This is a genomic window from Mesorhizobium sp. B2-3-12 (assembly GCF_006442205.1).
In the GTDB taxonomy this organism is placed as follows: Bacteria; Pseudomonadota; Alphaproteobacteria; order Rhizobiales; family Rhizobiaceae; genus Mesorhizobium.
On sequence record NZ_VFVR01000002.1, the window covers coordinates 818,722 to 838,801 of the forward strand.

General features: G+C 62.1%; 17 protein-coding genes. 9 read left to right on the forward strand and 8 right to left on the reverse strand.

Going from position 1 to position 20,080, the window contains the following annotated elements:
* Positions 1 to 55: 55 nt before the first annotated feature.
* Positions 56 to 619: a hypothetical protein gene (locus FJ948_RS09330; RefSeq protein ID WP_140703551.1), complete on the reverse strand. Its 564-nt coding sequence runs from the start codon at positions 617 to 619 to the stop codon at positions 56 to 58.
* Positions 620 to 897: 278 nt separating this feature from the next.
* Between FJ948_RS09330 and FJ948_RS09335 the strand changes: the two genes are divergently transcribed.
* Both FJ948_RS09335 and FJ948_RS09340 read left to right on the forward strand, forming a co-directional pair.
* Positions 898 to 2,901, forward strand: coding sequence for a PhoX family phosphatase (locus FJ948_RS09335; RefSeq protein WP_140703553.1), 2,004 nt, complete (start codon positions 898 to 900; stop codon positions 2,899 to 2,901).
* Between the two features lie 135 nt (positions 2,902 to 3,036).
* Positions 3,037 to 3,261, forward strand: a complete 225-nt coding sequence (locus tag FJ948_RS09340) for a hypothetical protein (RefSeq protein ID WP_140703554.1) — start codon at positions 3,037 to 3,039, stop codon at positions 3,259 to 3,261.
* A 41-nt stretch (positions 3,262 to 3,302) separates the two neighbouring features.
* On the opposite strand, the gene FJ948_RS09345 is transcribed toward FJ948_RS09340, so the two are convergent.
* Positions 3,303 to 4,490, reverse strand: coding sequence for an NAD(P)/FAD-dependent oxidoreductase (locus FJ948_RS09345; RefSeq protein WP_140703556.1), 1,188 nt, complete (start codon positions 4,488 to 4,490; stop codon positions 3,303 to 3,305).
* 437 nt (positions 4,491 to 4,927) lie between these two features.
* On the opposite strand from FJ948_RS09345, the gene FJ948_RS09350 reads away from it, so the two are divergent.
* A complete protein-coding gene (locus FJ948_RS09350) occupies positions 4,928 to 5,965 on the forward strand; it encodes a phosphatidylglycerol lysyltransferase domain-containing protein (RefSeq protein ID WP_140703558.1) in 1,038 nt (345 codons plus the stop codon).
* Between the two features lie 363 nt (positions 5,966 to 6,328).
* Here FJ948_RS09350 and FJ948_RS09355 read toward each other — a convergent pair whose 3' ends face one another.
* Both FJ948_RS09355 and FJ948_RS09360 read right to left on the reverse strand, forming a co-directional pair.
* Positions 6,329 to 7,090: an ABC transporter permease gene (locus FJ948_RS09355; protein ID WP_140703560.1), complete on the reverse strand. Its 762-nt coding sequence runs from the start codon at positions 7,088 to 7,090 to the stop codon at positions 6,329 to 6,331.
* Positions 7,087 to 8,013: an ABC transporter ATP-binding protein gene (locus tag FJ948_RS09360; RefSeq protein WP_140703562.1), complete on the reverse strand. Its 927-nt coding sequence runs from the start codon at positions 8,011 to 8,013 to the stop codon at positions 7,087 to 7,089. The genes FJ948_RS09355 and FJ948_RS09360 overlap by 4 nt, the downstream gene beginning before the upstream one ends.
* 292 nt (positions 8,014 to 8,305) lie before the next feature.
* Between FJ948_RS09360 and FJ948_RS09365 the strand changes: the two genes are divergently transcribed.
* Both FJ948_RS09365 and FJ948_RS09370 read left to right on the forward strand, forming a co-directional pair.
* A complete protein-coding gene (locus FJ948_RS09365; RefSeq protein WP_140703564.1) occupies positions 8,306 to 9,667 on the forward strand; it encodes a cytochrome ubiquinol oxidase subunit I in 1,362 nt (453 codons plus the stop codon).
* Positions 9,668 to 9,671: 4 nt separating this feature from the next.
* Entirely contained in the window at positions 9,672 to 10,676 is a 1,005-nt protein-coding gene (locus FJ948_RS09370; protein ID WP_140703566.1) for a cytochrome d ubiquinol oxidase subunit II, read from the forward strand.
* Between the two features lie 176 nt (positions 10,677 to 10,852).
* Here the strand turns inward: FJ948_RS09370 and msrA are convergent, their stop codons facing one another.
* The 4 genes from msrA to FJ948_RS09395 all read right to left on the reverse strand — a co-directional run bounded on the left by msrA (position 10,853) and on the right by FJ948_RS09395 (position 14,304).
* Complete coding sequence (gene msrA / locus FJ948_RS09375) at positions 10,853 to 11,581, reverse strand: peptide-methionine (S)-S-oxide reductase MsrA (RefSeq protein ID WP_140703568.1); 729 nt, start codon at positions 11,579 to 11,581, stop codon at positions 10,853 to 10,855.
* 214 nt (positions 11,582 to 11,795) lie between these two features.
* Positions 11,796 to 12,074: a hypothetical protein gene (locus FJ948_RS09380; RefSeq protein WP_140703570.1), complete on the reverse strand. Its 279-nt coding sequence runs from the start codon at positions 12,072 to 12,074 to the stop codon at positions 11,796 to 11,798.
* Positions 12,075 to 12,160: 86 nt separating this feature from the next.
* Entirely contained in the window at positions 12,161 to 12,865 is a 705-nt protein-coding gene (locus FJ948_RS09385; protein WP_140703572.1) for a DUF1223 domain-containing protein, read from the reverse strand.
* 359 nt (positions 12,866 to 13,224) lie between these two features.
* Positions 13,225 to 14,304: a pilus assembly protein TadG-related protein gene (locus FJ948_RS09395; protein WP_181173606.1), complete on the reverse strand. Its 1,080-nt coding sequence runs from the start codon at positions 14,302 to 14,304 to the stop codon at positions 13,225 to 13,227.
* 208 nt (positions 14,305 to 14,512) lie between these two features.
* On the opposite strand from FJ948_RS09395, the gene lepA reads away from it, so the two are divergent.
* The 4 genes from lepA to FJ948_RS30240 all read left to right on the forward strand — a co-directional run bounded on the left by lepA (position 14,513) and on the right by FJ948_RS30240 (position 19,553).
* Complete coding sequence (gene lepA / locus FJ948_RS09400; protein WP_140703574.1) at positions 14,513 to 16,318, forward strand: translation elongation factor 4; 1,806 nt, start codon at positions 14,513 to 14,515, stop codon at positions 16,316 to 16,318.
* A 247-nt stretch (positions 16,319 to 16,565) separates the two neighbouring features.
* Complete coding sequence (locus FJ948_RS09405) at positions 16,566 to 17,594, forward strand: alpha/beta hydrolase (RefSeq protein ID WP_181173607.1); 1,029 nt, start codon at positions 16,566 to 16,568, stop codon at positions 17,592 to 17,594.
* A gap of 494 nt (positions 17,595 to 18,088) precedes the next feature.
* A complete protein-coding gene (locus tag FJ948_RS30540) occupies positions 18,089 to 18,760 on the forward strand; it encodes a hypothetical protein (RefSeq protein ID WP_246677485.1) in 672 nt (223 codons plus the stop codon).
* A gap of 277 nt (positions 18,761 to 19,037) precedes the next feature.
* Entirely contained in the window at positions 19,038 to 19,553 is a 516-nt protein-coding gene (locus tag FJ948_RS30240; RefSeq protein WP_181173608.1) for a hypothetical protein, read from the forward strand.
* Positions 19,554 to 20,080: the final 527 nt, after the last annotated feature.

Consider the following 20,080-nt stretch of genomic DNA (forward strand, 5'->3'; position numbering starts at 1 on the left):
GGGCCGAAATTCACGGGGCCGAGATTCACAGAGCCCAGATTCGCGCCGCCTGGATTCACAGAGCCTTGAGGCGGCTTGCATCGGCCGGTGTGGCACGGCGATCGATGATCGTGCGGCCGAGCTTGTCCTTCATGCTGAAACGGCCGTTCTCTATCTTCTCCGTCAAGCCATCGGGGTGCTGAACCGTAATCTTGTTGCCGTCCACGTCGACCTTGTCACCGGTCGCGGCGTTGACATGACTGCTCTTCGCACCCTGGCCCTTGCCGGCCCCCGAATTGCCGCCACCGTTATCAGCGCCGTTGCCGTTGCCGTTGTTTCCGTTGCCGTTGCCGTTGTTGCCGCCGCCGTTTCCGTTGCCACTGTTATTTCCGCCGTTGCCGTTTCCGCCGCTGCTGTTCCCACCGCCGCTATTGCCGCCGTTTCCGCCGCCACTATTCCCGCCGCCGTTGCCGCCGCCATTTCCACCACCGCCGCCGCCCTTGCCAGCAAGCGCGGTCGCGGCCTCGAGTCCGGGAACGAAGCCATGAAAGGCAATTCCATAGGGAGCGATGGTCAGCACCAGCAGAGCCGCCGAGCCGAAAGCCAGCCGGCAACAACGGGCCGTTATCGATCCGTGCATCCTGATCTCCGTCGATTGAGCCGGCGCGCCCACCCCAACGTCGCAGTGCGACCAACATCGCCGAAACAAATGGTGACCGGAAGCGACCTCCGACCGTTGCGTTTGTCTTCCAAGACCTTTGCAGGCGCAAGATTGGACCAAAGTCCCATGCCGGTCGTGAAAAAGCGGTGTCGTGAGGGAGCGATGGCGGGGATACGATGTCACGAAAATGTGATCAGCACGCTATAAGGCGGTTGAACAGGCAACAAGCTCCAGCCAAATCCAAGCCAGAGGCTCCCATGACCGAACATCGCTCCCCCGACGTCCGATTCCGCACCAGCCTGCTCGAGGAAAACGAGGGACCGGCCAACAATCCCAGCGAAAACCGCACGATGGGCGAGATCATCGCCGCGCGGTTTTCGCGCCGTGGCTTCCTCAAGGGGTCGCTCGCGGTCTCGGCGATCGCCGCCACTGTCAGCCCGCTGGCCATGATCGCCGCCGACGATGCCCGCGCCGCGGAAGGCTCCGCCTTCAAATTCGAGGAACTGGAAGCCGGCATCGACGACAAGCACCATGTCGCGCCGGGCTACGACGCCGACGTTCTGTTGCGCTGGGGCGATCCGCTGTTCGCCGATTCGCCGGACTTCGATCCGACGAAGCAGTCGGCGCAAGCCCAGACCAGGCAGTTCGGCTACAACAACGACTATGTCGGCTACATTCCGCTCGACGGTTCGGCCGAACATGGCCTGCTGGTGGTCAACCACGAATACACCAACCCGCATCTGATGTTCCCGGGCATCGTCAAGATCGTCGAGAAGGACGGCAAGAAGTCGGCCGAGGTGGCGCCGCTCTCGAAGGAGCAGGTCGATGTCGAGATGGCCGCGCATGGCGGCACCATCGTCGAGATCCGCAAGGATGGCGGCAAGTGGCAGGTGGTGCGCGACGGCAAGCTCAACCGCCGCATCACCGCCAACACCGAAATGGCGCTGTCGGGCCCGGTCGCCGGCCATGACCGCGTCAAGACCAATGCCGACGCGTCCGGCGCCAAGGTGTTCGGCACCATCAACAATTGCGCTGGCGGCGTCACGCCCTGGGGCACCTATGTGATGTCCGAGGAGAATATTCACGGCTACTTCTCCGGCGAACTGCCGGAAGGCCACAAGGAAGCCGCCAACTACAAGCGCCTCGGCATCCCGGAAGGCGCTTATGAATGGGGCGCGCATTACGACCGCTTCAACCTCGCCAAGGAGCCGAACGAGGCCAACCGCTTCGGCTGGATCGTCGAGGTCGACGTCACCGATCCGAATTCGGTGCCGCGCAAGCGCACCGCCATGGGCCGCTTCAAGCATGAGGGCGCCGAGTCGATCGTTGCCAAGGACGGCCGCGTCGTCTTCTATCTCGGCGACGACGAGCGCTTCGACTATGTCTACAAATTCGTCACCAAGGGCACATTCGACGCCAACGACCCTGCCGCCAACAAGGACCTGCTCGACGACGGCACGTTGCATGTCGCCAAATTCGCCGAGGACGGTTCGGTCGAATGGCTGCCGATCGTGTTCGGCCAGGGTCCGCTGACGGCGGAAAACGGCTTTGCCGGCCAGGCCGACGTGCTGATCGAGACACGCCGCGCCGCCGACCTGCTCGGCGCCACCAAGATGGACCGGCCCGAGGACATCCAGCCCAATGGCGTCAACGGCAAGGTCTATGTCATGCTGACCAACAATTCCAAGCGCAAGGCCGACCAGGTCGACGCCGCCAATCCGCGCGCCGAAAACGCCTTCGGCCACATTATCGAAATATCGGAGGACGGCGGTGATTTTGCCGCTGCCAAGGGCAAGTGGGAAGTGCTGCTGAAATGTGGCGATCCCTCGGTGGCCGATGTCGGCGCCACCTTCTCCACCGCGACGACGGGCAATGGCTGGTTCGGCATGCCCGACAATTGCGCGGTCGATTCGGCCGGCCGCCTGTGGGTCGCCACCGACGGCCAGGGTCCGAAGGCCACCGGCCGCACCGATGGCCTGTGGGCGGTGGACACGGAAGGATCGGCGCGGGCGACCTCGAAACTGTTCTTCCGCGTACCGATCGGCGCCGAGATGTGCGGCCCGCTGTTTACGCCGGACGATCAGACCGCCTTCGTCGCCGTCCAGCATCCGGGCGACGGCGGCGAGGACTGGGAAGCGTTCGGCCGGCCCTCCTACTATGAGGACCTATCGACGCGTTGGCCCGATTTCAAGCCCGACATGCCGGTGCGGCCGGCGGTTGTGGCGATCACCAAGCAGGGCGGCGGCAAGATCGCCATCTGACATCGGGCAAGACAAACCGAGAGGGGGCTCCGGATCGCCGGAGCCCCCTTCTTTTGCGCGGTATTGCATTCAAGCCTCGGGAAAGATTGGCAATTTAAACAGGGCGCCCTAGATCGTGATGAGGAGGTCATCGCCATGCCCAAGTCGATCTACGACCGTGGCCTGCTCAAACCCGACGAGGTGGCCACCTTGCAACGTGTCTTCGACGAGGCCTGCCGCCGACGGCAAGCCCACCCCGAATCCGCCGAGGCGCGTGAATTGGCGCTCACCTTGCTTGCCCTCTACAATGCCGGCATGGTCGACGAGGAGACGCTGACGGAGGCTGTCGGTTTCCGGCGGCTGGAGCCGAAATCGGCGTAGCATCCGAGATCAGCACGTCGCGTCGAAACGGATTCATGCTGTCAGCGTGATGCGCTGGATGGATGGGTCGCACCGGCGATGCGCCTGGCGATGGCCTTGGCCAAAATGGCGGCATTGGCGAAGCAGCCGCGGATGCTCGGCCGCATGCCGGTGAACCACAGGCCGGGCAGTTTCGGATCGTCCTGGCCGCCATTGAAGAGCGGAACGCCCTTCTCGTCGAGCACGCCGAGATTGCCGACCATGCGCTCCAGCCCGGTGCGGTAGCCGGTCGCGGCAATGACGATGTCGGGAGCGATCAGGCTGCCATCGGCCAGGATGACGCCATCGCGGGTGAACTCCCGTATTCCCGGCACCACCACGATCCTGCCCGATTTGATGGCATCGACGGCGCCGTCGTCCGCGGCGATCGCGGTGTAGTCCGACATCAAACGGCTGGCGCCGCCGGCAGGCGCGGGCGGCATGCCGAATTTGGTCAGATCGCCGAACACCAGACGCTGCGTCGCCGCCATCACGACGTCGGCGACGCGCGGCGGCAGGCGCGCCATGAGCGGCGAGAGGCGGTGCACGGCGATCTTGCCGATGCGCTTGGGCAACAGGGCGGGGCCGCTGCGAGCCGACAGCCAGACAGCTGAAGTATCGATGCCCGACAGATGATTGAGGGCATCGAAGCCGGAATTGCCGGCGCCGACAACCAGCACCTTCTTGCCCGCATAGGCCTGGGCGTCGCCAAAATCCGCCGAATGGACGATCCGGCCCGCGAACGCTTGCATGCCCTTCCACTGCGGCGTGAAGGGTTCCCTGTCGCGGCCGGTGGCGACAACGACATGACGCGCCAGGCGCGAGCCGGCGCTGGTGCGCACGGCCCAGTGATCACCTGTGAACATGACGGCCTCGACGGAAACGCCAAACTCCACCGGCAAGCGGTTCGCCTCATGGAAATCGTTCATATGGCGGATGACGACATCCCGGTGCGGAAAGGCGGGGGTCCCCTTCGGATAGGCAAGGCCGGGCAGCGCGGAGAGATCGCGATGGGTGTTGAGGTGCAGCTGCTCGTGGCGCCGGCGCCAAGGTTCGGCCAGCCGGCTTTCCCTCTCCAGGATCGCCGTCGCGACCCCGGCCTTGATCAAAGCCTGCGCGACAGCCAGCCCGGCGGCACCGGCGCCAATGACGATCACCGGCTCGACCGCCACCAACTGCTCCATCATCGTCCGGGTTGTCGTATCAGCCATGCACTCTCGAATCCACTCACCTAGCGCTACCCCGAAAGGTTCGCAGGCCGTTGTAACGGTTTGATCGCGCACAGGGCCCGAACGGCAACCCGATGCCGGTTTCCAGGCCCCGCGCCGAGCCGCGATGCCGATCGGGAGGATTCCGTGCGCCCGGCGAAAACAGCCGGGGCGGCAGCGCGGCCAAAAAGACGACATGACGGTTTCCCGCTTCTGCCCGAATACATCCAGCCCTATATGGCATATCGGCGGCATCGGCGATAATCAGGTCGCGGCAATGTGATTGATTCGAGGTCCGGGGGCTGGCGGACCTCTTCTGACGGCGCAGGAATCCGAACCCGTAACCCATTTCGGCTTCCCGCGAGAAATCAAGGCGCCACGGCGGTCCAGCTTGCCATTCAAGGCATGCGGCGCCGCAGACGGCACGCGGAATATCGACCATGCCCTCCTTGCGGATCTATTTCGACAAAATCCTCGAGGGCGCCTCGCCCAAGGTCGAGCGCCTGGCGCTGACGCATGTCGAGCGCCTGGCGCTGGTGCGCCGTCATGGCGACTTCTCGCTCGCTTACTCCACCGCCGTGCAGCAAAAGCTTTCCTATTTCGGCGACGCGAACGGCTACATCGCCTTCGGCACCAAGATGAGGCATCATTTCGCGCTTGGCGACCCTGTGGTGGCTCCGGCGCTGCGGCCCGACATGATCAGGCGTTTCGTCGAGGCCGCCGGCAGCCCGTGGTTCGTGCAGATCGGCGCGGAGACCGCGCGCGTGCTGGCCGGGCTCGGCTACAAGGTCAACCGGCTGGGCATCGACACCCGGCTTGTCCTGCCCGACCATGATTTTTCCGGAAAGCGCAACGAGACCGTGCGCTATTCCGAGCGCTGGCTGTTGAAGAAAGGCTTTTCGTTCGAGGAGGACAAGCGGACGGTCCATCTCGACGAGATCAAGCGCCTGTCGGACAACTGGCGCGGCGACCGCATCGTCAAGCGCTGGGAGATGGGCTTCCTCAATCGTCCCTTCAACGATCAGCTCGGCACCGACATGCGCCGTTTCGTGCTGCATGGCCCCGATGGCGAGCTCATCGCCCTGCTCGACTTCGACCCGCTTTTCGCCGGCGGCAAGGTGATCGGCTATACCACCGCGTTCAAGCGCAAGCATATCGATGCCTCGCCGCATGCCGAGATCGGCCTGACCAAATACGCCGTCGAGCGGTTTCGCGAGGAAGGCATCTCCGTGGTGACGCTCGGCCTGTCGCCGCTCGTCGACGTGGGCCCGAGCGGATTTTCAGAAAGCGACTTCTGGCGCAACACCTTCCAGCGCGCCTACGATTCGCCCTGGGTCAACCGCCGCAGGTTCAACCTGCAGGGACAGGCGGCATTCAAGCGCCGCTTCCACGGCGCCGAGGAGCCCGTCTACATCGCCTTTCGCAAGGGGACCTATATCGAGATGCTGGGGTTGCTGCGGCTGGTCAAGGCGATTTGAACTGTACAGGACTTGGGTTCCTCGCCCCCACTCCCGTCAACTCTATGTACATATCTTTTGTGATTTGCGTGACTGATCGGCGCGACACTTGATTGCCATGTGGTTCCCCCAATCCGTCGCTGCTTCGCAGCGCCACCTTCCCCCCTCCGGAGGGAAAGGAAGAGAGCTTAGCTGGACGAGTGTTGACGGCAAAAAGCTTGGCGCCCTTCCTCTCCCCCGTCGATCGGGGGGTCCGAAGGACGGGCGAGACCCGTGGCTCGCCCCGGCAAGGTGGCTCGGCGAAGCCGAGACGGAGTGGGGGTCGACCAGCGCAGCGTAAGACAATGCATGCGCCAAGCTGCCACATACACCAGACCAACCGCGTCAGTTGCGCAGCCGGTAGCCGGTCTTGAAAATCCAGGCGACGATCGCGATACAGACGCCCAGGAACACCAGCGTCATGCCGAGGCTGACGCCGACCGAAACATCGGCCTTGCCGTAGAAGCTCCAGCGGAAGCCGCTGATCAGGTAGACCACCGGATTGAACAGCGTGATCGTCTTCCAGATGCCGGGCAGCATGTGGATCGAATAGAAGCTGCCGCCGAGGAAGGTCAGCGGGGTGATGATCAGCAGCGGTACCAGCTGCAGCTGCTCGAAGCTTTTCGCCCAGATTCCGATGATGAAGCCGAACAGGCTGAAGGTCACCGCCGTCAGGACCAGGAAGGAGAGCATCCAGAACGGATGTTCGATGTGGAGCGGCACGAACAGCGAGGCGGTGGCCAGGATGATCAGGCCGAGGATGATCGACTTGGTGGCCGCGCCGCCGACATAGGCGATGACGATCTCCAGATAGGAGACCGGCGCCGACAGGAGTTCGTAGATCGAGCCGACGAATTTCGGGAAATAGATGGCAAAGGACGCGTTGGAGATCGACTGCGTCAAGAGCGACAGCATGATCAGGCCCGGCACGATGAAGGCGCCGTAGCTGATGCCGTCGATCTCGGTGATGCGCGAGCCGATGGCCGAGCCGAAGACGACGAAATAGAGCGATGTCGAGATGACCGGTGAGATGATGCTCTGCAGCACGGTGCGGAACGCACGCGCCATCTCGACCCGGTAGATCGCCCATACAGCGCGCAGGTTCATGGCTCTTGCCTCAGAAGATTGACGAAGATCTCCTCGAGCGAGCTGTTCTTGGTGTCGAGATCGCGGAACTGGACGCCTGCCGCCTCGAGATCCCTGATCAGCGAGGCAACGCCCGGCCGGTCGCTCTGGTTGTCATAGGTGTAGGTGAGCTGGTTGCCGTCGCCCGACAGTTCGAGCGCGTAGCGCGAGAGCCCGTCGGGCACCCTGGCGAGCGGCGCGCGCAGCTCCATCGTCATCTGCTTGCGGCCGAGCTTGCGCATCAGCTCGGCCTTGTCCTCGACCAGGATGATCTCGCCGCGGTTGATGACGCCGACGCGGTCGGCCATGGCCTCGGCTTCCTCGATATAGTGGGTGGTGAGGATGATGGTGACGCCGTCCTCGCGCAGCCGGCGCACCATTTCCCACATGTCCTGGCGCAATTCGACATCGACGCCGGCGGTCGGCTCGTCGAGAAACAGGATGCGCGGCTCGTGCGACAGCGCCTTGGCGATCATCAGCCGCCGCTTCATGCCGCCCGACAGGGTGATGGCCTTGGCGTCCTTCTTGTCCCACAGCGACAGGTCGCGCAGCACCTTCTCGACAAAGGCCGGATTGGCCGGCTTGCCGAACAGGCCGCGGCTGTAATTGACGGTGGCCCAGACGCTCTCGAAGGCGTCGATGGTGAGTTCCTGCGGCACCAGCCCGATCAGGCTGCGCGCGGCGCGATAATCCTTGTTGATGTCATGGCCATCGACGGTGACGGTGCCCGACGAGCGGTTGACGATGCCGCAGACGATCGAGATCAGCGTCGTCTTGCCGGCGCCATTGGGGCCGAGCAGCGCGAATATCTCGCCGCGCTCTATGTCGAGATTGACTTGCTTGAGCGCGGTGAAGCCGGTGGCGTAGGTCTTGGAGACCCCGGAAATGGACAGAATGGAGGGCATGGCTGAAACGGCTGCCTGAAAGAGGTGACTTGATATAGGCCTGTTGTCGGCCAGTGCAACCACAAGTCAATGCCCTGCTGCCAGTTCTGGACATCGAGGCTCGGGGCGGCTGGAAATGCATCGCCTGCAACCGGTAAAATTGTCCTGTGGCGTTGAGCCTCGCGGCAGGACGCCGCTTTGACCTGACCACGCTTCGGGCCTATCCTCCGCCAGTATTGGAGCAATTCCAGGAAAAGTGTAGCGCGCTCTCCCTTGGGAATTGCGTCCAAATAATAAGCAGCCGGAGCCCGCCATGGACCCGCTCATACTGTCGCGCATGCAGTTCGGCGCGAATATTTCGTTCCATATCCTGTTTCCGACGATCACCATTGCGCTTGGCTGGGTGCTGCTGTTCTTCAAGCTGCGCTACAACGCGACCAATGATTCCGCCTGGATGCGCGCCTATTTCACCTGGGTAAAGGTGTTCGCGCTGTCCTTTGCGATGGGCGTGGTTTCGGGCGTCACGATGAGCTTCCAGTTCGGCACCAACTGGCCGGGCTACATGCAGCATGTCGGCAACATCGCCGGGCCGCTGCTGGCCTATGAGATTCTCACCGCCTTCTTCCTTGAGGCCGCCTTCCTCGGCATCATGCTGTTCGGCTTCCGCCGCGTCTCCAACCGCGTCCACACGCTGGCGACGGTGCTGGTCGCCGGCGGCACGACGCTGTCGGCCTTCTGGATCATCGCGCTCAATTCCTGGATGCAGACGCCGGCCGGGTTCGAGATGCGCGATGGCGTGGCGCACGCCGTCGACTGGTGGGCCATCGTCTTCAACCCGTCCATGCCCTACCGGCTGGTGCACATGCTGCTCGCCTCGGGGCTGACTGTGTCGTTCCTGATCGCCGGCCTGTCGGCGCTGCGCTACCTCCATGGCGACCGTTCGGAATCGATGTGGAAGGCGCTGCGCACCGGCGTCTTCACCGCCGCCATCCTCATTCCGATCCAGATTCTGGCCGGCGACCAACATGGTCTGAACACGCTGGAGCACCAGCCGCAGAAGATCGCGGCCATGGAAGCCAACTGGAACACCGGGCCCAACGTGCCTCTGGTGCTGTTCGCGCTGCCCGACGAGGCGGCGAAGGAAAACAGATTCGAGATCGCCATTCCCGACGGCGCCAGCCTTATCCTGCGGCACAGCACCGGCGGTGTCGTGCCGGGGCTGAACGATTATCCGGGCAACCATCCGCCGGTCTTTCCGCTGTTCTGGAGTTTTCGCATCATGGTCGGCACCGGGCTTTTGATGCTCGCCGTGTCGTGGTCGGCGGCCTTCTTCCTCAAGCGCCGGCATTCGCTACCCAGGCCGCTCGCCATGCTGATGGTGCCGATGGCGCTGTCGGGCTGGCTGGCGACGCTGGCCGGCTGGTACACGACCGAGATCGGCCGCCAACCCTGGCTGGTGACCGGCGTGCTGAAGACCGCCGACGCCGTAGGTCCGGTGGCCGGCAGCCATGTCGCGCTGACGCTCGCCATCTATCTCCTGCTCTATGTGCTGTTGCTGATCGCCTATCTCGGCGTGCTGGTGCACCTGGCGCTGAAGGCGGCCAAGGATGGCGATTCCTCGCCGCTGCCGGGCGTGATGAAGATAGCGATGTCGCAACCGGCGGCGGAGGAGTGAGAAAATGAGCTACGACTGGTCAACCCTGCTCCCGCTGATCTTCGCCGGCCTGATGGGCCTCGCCATCCTGATCTATGTCATCCTCGACGGGTTCGACCTCGGCATCGGCATCCTGTTCGCGGCGGCAGAAGACACCGAACAGGACACGATGATCGCCGCGATCGGCCCGTTCTGGGACGCCAACGAAACCTGGCTGGTGCTGGCCGTCGGCCTGCTGCTGGTCGCCTTCCCGCTGGCGCATGGCCTCATCCTCACCGCACTCTACATTCCCGTCTTCGTGCTTCTGGTCGGGCTGATCCTGCGCGGCGTCGCCTTCGACTTCCGCGCCAAGGTGCCGGCGGGGAAGAAACATCGCTGGAATCGTATTTTCTTCCTGGGCTCGGTCGTCGCCTCGCTGGCGCAAGGCTATATGCTGGGCGTCTATGTGCTCGGCCTCGATGTCGGCGTGGGCGGCATGGCGTTCGGCGTGCTGGTGGCGTTCTGCTTGGCGGCAGCCTACGCGGCGATGGGCGCTGCCTGGGTGATCTACAAGGCCGAAGGCGAGCTGCAGAAGAAGGCGGTGCGCTGGCTGCGCACGGCCCTGGTGCTGACCGCGCTCGGCATGGCCGCCGTGTCGCTGGCCACGCCCTTCGCCAGCCCGCGCATCTTCGACAAATGGTTCGTCTGGCCGCAAATGCTCTATCTGTCGCCGCTGCCGATCCTGTCGGCGCTGCTTTTCCTGTGGCTGTGGCGGCAGACCTTCCATCTGCCCAAGCCCGATGACCGCCATGCCTTGAGGCCGTTCCTGACGCTCGCCGCCATCTTCGCGCTTGGCTTTGCCGGTCTCGCCTGGTCGTTCTACCCGTTCGTGGTGCCCGACAAACTGACCATCTGGCAGGCGGCGTCGGCGCCCGAAAGCCTCGCCATCATCCTGGTCGGCACCGTGGTGGTGCTGCCGGTGATCATCTTCTATTCCTTCTATGCCTACCGGGTGTTCGGCGGCAAGGCGACGGATCTGACGTATGACTGAGGGTTATGACAGCGTCTTTCTCCCCGTTCACGGGGAGAAATGCCCGGCAGGGGCAATGAGGGGCAGCGCAAACCTGTCAAGCAAAGCGGATGGCCCAATCCTTCAAATGCCGGCGCCGCCCCTCATCCGCCTGCCGGCACCTTCTCCCCGTAAACGGGGAGAAGGCAAAACTGACCTCAGTTGCTCGCCGACAGCACCAGCACCGGCTTCTCGCTGTAGAGCGCCGGGAACAACTGCTTCAAATTCGCGACCTTGGGCAGGTCGTTGTAGACGATGTAGGGATAGGTCGGGTTCAGCGTCAGGAAATCCTGGTGGTAGTTCTCGGCCGGATAGAAGGTCTTGCCGGTCTCGATCGTGGTGACGATCGGCGCGCCGAACAGCTTGGCCTTGTCGAGCTGGGCGATGTAGCCCTGCGCGATGTTCTTCTGGGCATCGTTTTCGGCGAAGATCGTCGAGCGGTACTGGGTGCCCGAGTCCGGACCCTGGTAGTTGAGCTGGGTCGGGTTGTGGGCGACCGAGAAATAGACCTGCAGCAGCTGGCCATAGGTCACCTCGGACGGATCATAGGTGATCTCGACGGATTCGGCGTGACCGGTGCGGCCGGTGCCGACCGTCTCGTAGACGGCGTCGTCCTTGGCGCCGCCGGTGTAGCCTGAAACGGCCTTGCTGACGCCCTTGACGTGCTGGAACACGCCCTGCACGCCCCAGAAGCAGCCGCCGGCGAAGATGGCCTTTTCGCTGCCCGTTGCGGCCTTTTCGTCCATCGCGGGCGGCGGGATCACCACCGCGTCCTCGGCTGAGCGCGCCGGGGTCTGCCAGAAGGCCGCCGCCGCCACCGCTGCAAAACCGAGCACGGCCAGCGCGCCGCGGGTAAAGAACGGTCGTGTCTTTTCGGTACCGGTCATGTCCTGATCTCCTGTTGTTGGTCCAATATATACGAGGCAGGCCGCCAAGAGGTTCTCAATTTGCCGTGCGGCGGCCCCTGTCGGCGGCGCTCCCTCATCCGGCCCTTCGGGCCACCTTCTCCCCGAGGGGAGAAGAGGCCCGCGCCGGCGCCGACAGTCTCGTCTCCCCAGCAGGGAGAGGTTGGCCGAGCGAGGCTGGGGCGGCCGGCCCGGTTTACTGCGCCGGCTTCATCGCATCCGTCGCCGGTTTCATGGCATCCGCCGCGGGCTTCATCGCGTTGGTGGCCATCGGGTCGGCGGGCTTCATCGCGTCGGTCGCGGGCTTCATGGCATCCGCCGGCTTCATCGCATCCGTCGCGGGCTTCATGGCGTCGGTCGTCATCGCATTGGCGGGCTTCATGGCATTGGTCGTGTCGTCGGCGCGGGCGCCGGCGACGAATATGGCGGCCGAAAGCGCGAAGGCCAGCGCCGGCAGGGTCAGATATCTGGTCATGAAAGTCTCCTTGGGTTTTGGCGCGCGCAAGCGGGCCGGGTGATGCGTTGCCGCGTTGCGCGGCCCCGTGCGGTAAAAGGGGATGATCAGTCGGTCGCGGCGGCCAGGATCGGCCCGCCGCCGGGCGACTGGACCAGCACGGCGGTGCTGAGGCCGCCCGAGGCCGCCGGCAGATCGAGCGTCTTGGCCTCGCCGGTCCAGCCGCCGAGTTTCGTCAGCGCGTGAACGACATTGGCATGCGGCAAGGTGCGGCCGGTGTTTTCGCCGCGCGCCACCGGCACTTCGACGACACCCTTGGTATAGCGCACCAGCCAGACGTCGGCGTGGCCGCCCGGTGCCGCGCCGGCGCCGATCGCGATCTTGCCGCCGCCGAGCGACAGCGACGGGCCGCCGGTCCCGGCCGTGGCCGCGATCAGATGTTCGATCTCGCCGGGGGCCGCTCCGACGACATCGGCATGGCCGTTGACCACCACTTGCGGCGTGAACGGCCCGTCATGGCCGAGCGGCGGCTCGTAGGAAACCTGGCGCCGGGTGAATTCCTGTTTGCCGAACGTGTCCTTCCAGCCGAGATAGTCCCAGTAGGTGACGTTGAAGGATAGCGCCAGCACGCCGGGCCGGTCCTTGACCTTGATGAGGTTGGCATTGGCCGGCGGGCAGGACGAACAGCCCTGGCTGGTGAACAGTTCGACCACGGTGAGCGGCTGGGCGCTGGCCGCGCCGAGCGCGACGGCAAGCGCCAGCGCGGCGAGGCCGGACAGTGCGAAGACCTTGCTGCGTTCATATCCCGACATCGGCTTGCTCCGTGGGAGGGCGCCACGATGCGCCCGTCATATCCCCACTTCGCCGCCGCGACGGGCTTCGTTACAACGCTCACCGGTTTGTGATCGAAGATGGTGGCGCGCGTGTTCCTTGCGGCCTCGGAGATTGGCGAAAACGGTGGTCGCATCCAATCTCCCCCCTTGTGGGGGAGATGTCCGGCAGGACAGAGGGGGGCGCCGTAGAGCGCTGATCGAGGTGAAATTCCACAATCATCGATCTTGGATTGACAGAGAGGAAGTCGGGCCTAGCGGATGAACCTGTAAGGTCGGCGGGACAGCGCCCCCCTCTGGCCTGCCGGCCATCTCCCCCACGAGGGGGGAGATCGGCAGCGTTACTGCGTCAGCGCCGTGTCCGAGGGCCGCTTATTGAAGTCGCACTTGCCGGTCACGTTGTAGAAGAAGTCGGCATTTGAGGACGCAGTCGGCACCGTTGTGCCACCGTCCTCCCAGGCTTGATAGCTGGTGACGCCACAAGGCACGATGGCGAAGATGTCGACCTTCGTCCCGGTCGTGGTCTCGACCAGGGAGTTCGGATCCACCCCGCTATAGAGTCGGTTGGAGGTGCTCGCATCGTCCGATTTGAGGTATTGCGGGTTGCCCGATGGCACGTACATCTGCAGAGCGAGGCCACCCATCTGGCTGACATCGACCGACGCGCCAGCGCCGTTGGCCGGATACATGGTGTTGACGCAGGTTGTCGAATATTTCTTGGTGCCACTGGTCTGGAGGATCGCATCGGCGGGCAGACCGGTAAAAGTGGTCACGCTGGCGGTGGTGCAAACTTGCGACTGGACGAGCGTCTTGATGTCTGGGCCACCATTGTTGGTGATCGTATACACGTTCGTGGTGCCGTAGCCCTTCGGATCTCCGAAGCCGTTATAGGTATACTCAATAGACATTAGCGGCTTGGCCGCCGTCGCTCCAAATTGGGTGCCGTAGAGCGTCATCGTCTTGTTCCACCAGCCCGACACCTTGGTGATCTTGAAGGTCGCATTGACCAGCGCCGGCGGCTTGCTGACCGCCGAGGCCACGGCGATCGGCACGGTGTCGATCCTGGCGATCTGCATGAAAACAGTCGGCATGGCGAAGCTTGCCGTGGCCTGCGCGGTGCTGGCGGCGGTGGTGGTGCCAGCCACGAAGTTGGTCAGCGTCGCGGCGCCTTGTCCGCCATTGGCGGCGAAGGAATCCTGCAACAGCCCCTGGCGTTGCGCCAGCGTCGACGTGGTGTCCATGGTGGTGATCGTCAGGATCGCGGCATCGAGCGCCTGCTGCTGGTTGGACTTGGTCTGGACGGCGCTCGTATAATCGACCGAGAAGCCGATGACCGCGATCAGCGGCATCAGGCTCACCAGGAAGAGCGGCATCATCGACCCGCTGCGGGAGCGGGCAAAGCCGCGCAAAACCCTGAACATTCCAAACCCCCGACGGACATTAGCGGGCGTGCACTTACCACGCGGCCGGCAAACCAAGCTCTAATGTGATCGATCAAAGTTTACGCATTCTTGGCCTGCGTGCCGGTTTTTTCGATTCTTTTGCCGATTTCACCGCTTTGCGAGCGGCAAGGCGGCCCTTGGACCCCAAGCCTTGCCGCCGCTTGCCGCCCCTGCTAAAGCGCGCGGCATGAGCACGCCCCTCGACCACATCCGCAATTTCTCCATCGTCGCCCATATCGACCATGGCAAATCCACGCTTGCCGACCGCCTGATCCAGTCGACCGGCGGGCTGGAGCTGCGCGACATGAAGGAGCAGGTGCTGGACTCGATGGACATCGAGCGCGAGCGCGGCATCACCATCAAGGCGCAGACGGTACGGCTGAAATACCGCGCCTTGAATGGCGAGGACTATATCCTCAACCTCATCGACACGCCCGGCCATGTCGACTTCGCCTATGAAGTGTCGCGGTCGCTGGCCGCCTGCGAGGGTTCGCTGCTGGTGGTCGACGCCTCGCAAGGGGTCGAGGCGCAGACGCTCGCCAATGTCTACCAGGCGATCGACAACAACCACGAGATCGTCGTGGTGCTGAACAAGGTCGACCTGCCGGCCGCCGAGCCCGAGCGCATCCGCGAGCAGGTCGAGGAGGTGATCGGCATCGACGCTTCCAACGCCGTGCTGATCTCGGCCAAGACCGGCCTTGGCATTCCAGACGTGCTCGAAGCCATCGTCCACCAATTGCCGCCGCCGCGCGAGGGCGACGCGACGGCGCCCTTGAAGGCGATGCTGGTCGACAGCTGGTACGACGCCTATCTCGGCGTCATCGTGCTGGTGCGCATCATCGACGGCGTGCTGAAGAAGGGCCAGACCATCCGCATGATGGGCACCGGCGCCAAATACCTGGTCGAGCGCACCGGCGTGTTCACGCCCGCCCGCATCAATGTCGACGAGCTCGGCCCCGGCGAGTTCGGCTTCTTCACCGGCTCGATCAAGGAAGTGGCCGACACCCGCGTCGGCGACACCATCACCGAGGACAAGCGCCAGACGGCAAAGGCCCTGCCCGGCTTCAAGCCGGCGCAGCCGGTGGTGTTCTGCGGCCTGTTCCCGGTCGACGCCGCCGATTTCGAGGATCTGCGCGCCGCCGTCGGCAAATTGCGCCTCAACGACGCTTCTTTCTCTTATGAGATGGAAACCAGTGCCGCGCTCGGCTTCGGCTATCGCTGCGGCTTCCTTGGCTTGCTTCATCTCGAAATCATCCAGGAGCGGCTGGAGCGCGAGTTCAACCTCGACCTGATCGCCACCGCGCCCTCCGTCGTCTACCGGCTGCAGCTCAATGACGGCACGATGAAGGAATTGCACAACCCGGCCGACATGCCCGACGTGGTGAAGATCGCGTCGATCGAGGAGCCGTGGATCCGCGCCACCATATTGACCCCCGACGACTATCTTGGCGGCATATTGAAGCTCTGCCAGGACCGGCGCGGCATTCAGGCCGACCTGTCCTATGTCGGCAAACGCGCCATGCTGACCTACGATTTGCCGCTCAACGAAGTCGTCTTCGATTTCTACGACCGGCTGAAGTCGATTTCAAAAGGCTACGCCTCGTTCGACTATCACCTGACCGACTACCGCGAGGGCGACCTGGTGAAGATGTCGATTCTGGTCAATGAGGAGCCGGTCGACGCGCTCTCCATGCTGGTCCACCGCACGGCGGCGGAAAAGCGCGGCCGCCAGATGGTCGAGAAGCTGAAGGAGCTGATCCCCAACCATCTGTTCAAGATCCCGGTCCAGGCCGCGATCGGCGGCAAGGTCATCGCCCGCGAAACCATCTCGGCGCTGCGCAAGGATGTCACCGCGAAGTGCTACGGCGGCGATGTCTCGCGCAAACGCAAGCTCTTGGACAAGCAGAAAGAGGGCAAGAAGCGGATGCGGCAGTTCGGCAAGGTGGATATCCCGCAGGAGGCGTTTATCCAGGCGCTGAAGATGGGCGATTGAAGGGACGCGTTCAATCGAGACTCATTAGGCTCAGCGTATGATCGATTGACAGCAAAATAATACGTGCCGTACCGTGGTGACCTCCTTTGGGGGTGTTTCCATGCGATTTCCAATACGTGCCTCAGTAGTGACACTCTGCATATTGCTTTCTTGGACGCCGTCTTTTGGATTTGAGGCGTCATCCTTGCTAAAATGCTCGGCTCAAGTACTGCGTTGCGCTTCGGGATCTCTGACAGACGTTTCGCCAATGGGAGAGCAACATTCGGATGCTGTTGAGTCCTACGAAATTAAGAGCAGATTTATAATACTCTCGACCAATCGTGAACTGATACACTCGAAGTACAACTATAAGACCATTGAAGAGTTGTCGGGTTCATTTTCAGACGAGGGCAGTGTTGTCACAACTAACGGTTATGCAGAGATCGAAATTAACCCGGTCGATGCAACCCAAAGAGACAATTCTATATTGAGGCAGGGTCTCTTCCGGAATGACGGGGAGTATAACTTATTTTTAAACGGTGGTGAGTCGCAATTTCGGAAACGAGACCGGAACTTGATATTCGTTCACGGCGTTAACAATGATATCGAGACGGCTGTGACGTCGGCAGCAGCAATAACTGACGGCTTTGGTCTGAAAGCGAATACATTTGCTTTCTGTTGGCCGTCAGAACGATGGTCATATTTGGACTATTTTCCGGACAGCTTGCAGCAATTCATACTTCGCGCATATGACCATGATGTATCTCGATCGGAATTTAGCTTCAAACCGTTTGCTTCTATGATCTCGCAATTGGATGCTTTTCAGCTGGGAGAAATTAATCTTTTTGCCCACAGTCGGGGATCGTTCATCGTCGCAAGCGGCATGCGGGACCTAGTGATATCGGCTAACCAATCACTTCGCAAAATAAAATCAGTCAGTTTTGCAGCTCCCGATATCAGCAACGATGCTTTCCGGACCTTGTTTAGCGAACCCTTCGCCTCAATGCGTGGGATATTCACCGTATACGTAAATGGAGGCACAGACATTGCCTTGGTCCTCGGCCAGTGGAGGGACGGGCTCCGGCGCGTCGGCCGTGCGCCCATTCCAATCGGGATGGCGAACGTCGACGTTGTCTATGTCACCAATGATGTTTCGATGATAGGCCACAGTTTCTTCTCTGGTGTTCGAGAATTAGCCTCAGATTTGCGGGGGATTGTGATTGATGGTATACCAGCTAGGGAACGGTCCTCTGTGATGCTGGTGGACTCAGACCACTTTAATCTGGTCGAGCATTGATTTGCCGTTGAATCAAAGCAGTCGATTGATGGGGAAAGACAATGAAGTTTACCACTCTGGTTGTGAGCTTTTTATGTTCTGTCACGTCTTGCTTCGCATCATCTGATCTCCGACAATGGAGTACGACGTGTGAAAAAGGCCAGTGTGCGGTGTCATTCTTCTTTTCGGCTCGAGCCGGTTCGCCATACTTGGAGGGGGGTATCATATTCGTTTCTAACCAAAATGACCCATCTATGCGCCTGCGAGTTCTAGCGCCGTTGGGAGCAAACCTGCAGAAGGGTATATCGATTGACTTAGGGGCGAAGCTTTTAGGTAACTTAGCTTTCAACGAGTGCTCTAAATTGGGCTGCGTCGCAGACACAGGTTTGCGGCCTGGCGACATCGTAAACCTGTTATCGACGTCGCATCTTGGAGTTACAGTATGGGATGAGGGAAATCGAGCATTTCGATCAATCGTTCCCGTTAGGGGCCTCCGAGAAGCTCTTACTCAGGTATTGAATACAAAGACCCAAACTAGTGATTTGGTTGCTTCATTGCATGGCGATATATTGCCTAGCTATTTAGCCGGACAAGCAACTGTGTCATTCGTTGGCAATGGGGAGGAAGGGTGCCCGTCGCAAGCTGACCAAAAATTTACATTTCAAGTTAACGATAAAGCCCTAATCAATGAATACTTTGACTCGATTGCCCGGCAATCGGCGCATTATTTTTCACTTACAGATGGCAAGTCAGACGTCTCGGACAAGGTAAAATTGGCGGCAGAAAGGGAAACAGGCGGGCTACTCGCGACTGACCTAACGTCCATGGTCAATGACGCGAGTTTTCGCGACATAAGAGTGTTAGTTGGGAAAGGGGGCGGGCCTAGCAGCATAGCAAACTGCAAGAAGCTAGTCTTGCATTGGAGCGCGGGTGGTGGCTCTCAGGAAGAACCAGAGGCTGGCACTGCCAAAGCGATAATACGGAACGCCAGCTTTACATTGTATGATGCCAGCGGCAAAGCTTTGAACAGATTTCCCATAGAGAGCAAGCAGCTTGGCAAGTCGGACGCAACCGGTGCTATACTGGCAGGCGATACTGAGTATCAAAAGTTGCTGCCACTGTCGTCAGTGATTCTGGCCCGTGAACTTCAGAATGGCTCTGGTAAGAGCGTTGAAATAAAGTATTAGCTGAAGCTAACTTTATCGATCGCTGCGGGCCTTTAAGTGCCGTGATCAGACAGCGCCTCTTCAGCGACGCAGCGGGACGGGTTGGTACAAATCGTCAGCAATCCTGAGTTGGTTGATGGCGCGGCACACTCACTGGCATTAGCCTCGGCTATCACTCCCATCGCCTGCAGACGGCGACCTCTCGACATTATGCTTCGATTGGTGGGGTCAGCTGACGACGGCTTGGAGATCACCGCGTCCCGAAGTATCCTCCTCCATCGGCTTGGTGAGACATCGCATGCGCGCCACCACTTCAGACACCGTCGCCTCTCTCGGCCTCGCCATCGGTGGCATCTTCGGCCTGGCCGGCACCTTCGTCGCCAGCGCGCCTCTGCGTGAAACCCTCTGGACGATCGACGGCGCGGCACTCGTGGTCGCCACCGCGCTGCTGACCATGAAATATCAGCGCCTCGGCAATGACTGCGTCGCCGCGGGCTTCCTGACTTTCCTCGCCGGCGAGACGCTGCTGATGGCCGGCAATGCGGCGGGGCTTGAGGCCAGCGTGCCTTCCTATGTCGGCGGCATTTCGCTTTGGGCGGCGGCGCTGGTCATGGTCAGCGCGCCGAACATTTTTGCGCTGTGGATGCGGGTCACCGGGTTCATTGCCGCCGTGCTGTTCCTGGTCTCGGCTTGCATGGTGCTGTGGGGGGCGCCGCTGCTGCCGACCTCGGCGCCGCTGCCGGCGGCCGGCTATCCCTTCCTGGTGCTGACTTTTGCCGGGTGGATCTGGACGCTTTTGCGGCCGGCGCGGTAACTGGTCCCCACGTCAACGTCCGTCTAAATCCGCGACAGGAAGGCGAGCGTTGGCGCTGCCCCTCATCTGCCTGCCGGCATCCCGGCCCTTCGCTATCGCTTCGGGCGTTCATCATTCGAAAAGCCAAGCGATTGGCTTTTGGTCCGCTATGCGGATCATTCCTCACCCCCGTAAACGGGGCGAAGGGGCTGGCATCGCCGCTTTCGCCAATCGCAGACGTTGCAGGAAGGGCGCCGGGTTTGCGGCCAGCCCCTCTCGCCCCGTTTACGGGGAGAGATGTCCGGCAGGACAGTGGGGGCGGCGCTGACGGTGAAGGTGAGGCGCGGGCGCGACGCTGCTTCCCTTCTCCCCTTGTGGGAGAAGGTGGATCGGCGCGCAGCGCCGAGACGGATGAGGGGTGTTCCAGCGGAGTGAGGCGGTGGAAAGGATCGGGCGCTTACAGCGCTTAGTTCTGCAAGGCAGCGATCCGTCACGCACCCCTCATCCGTCTTGCCGCTTCGCGGCAATCCACCTTCTCCCACAGGGGG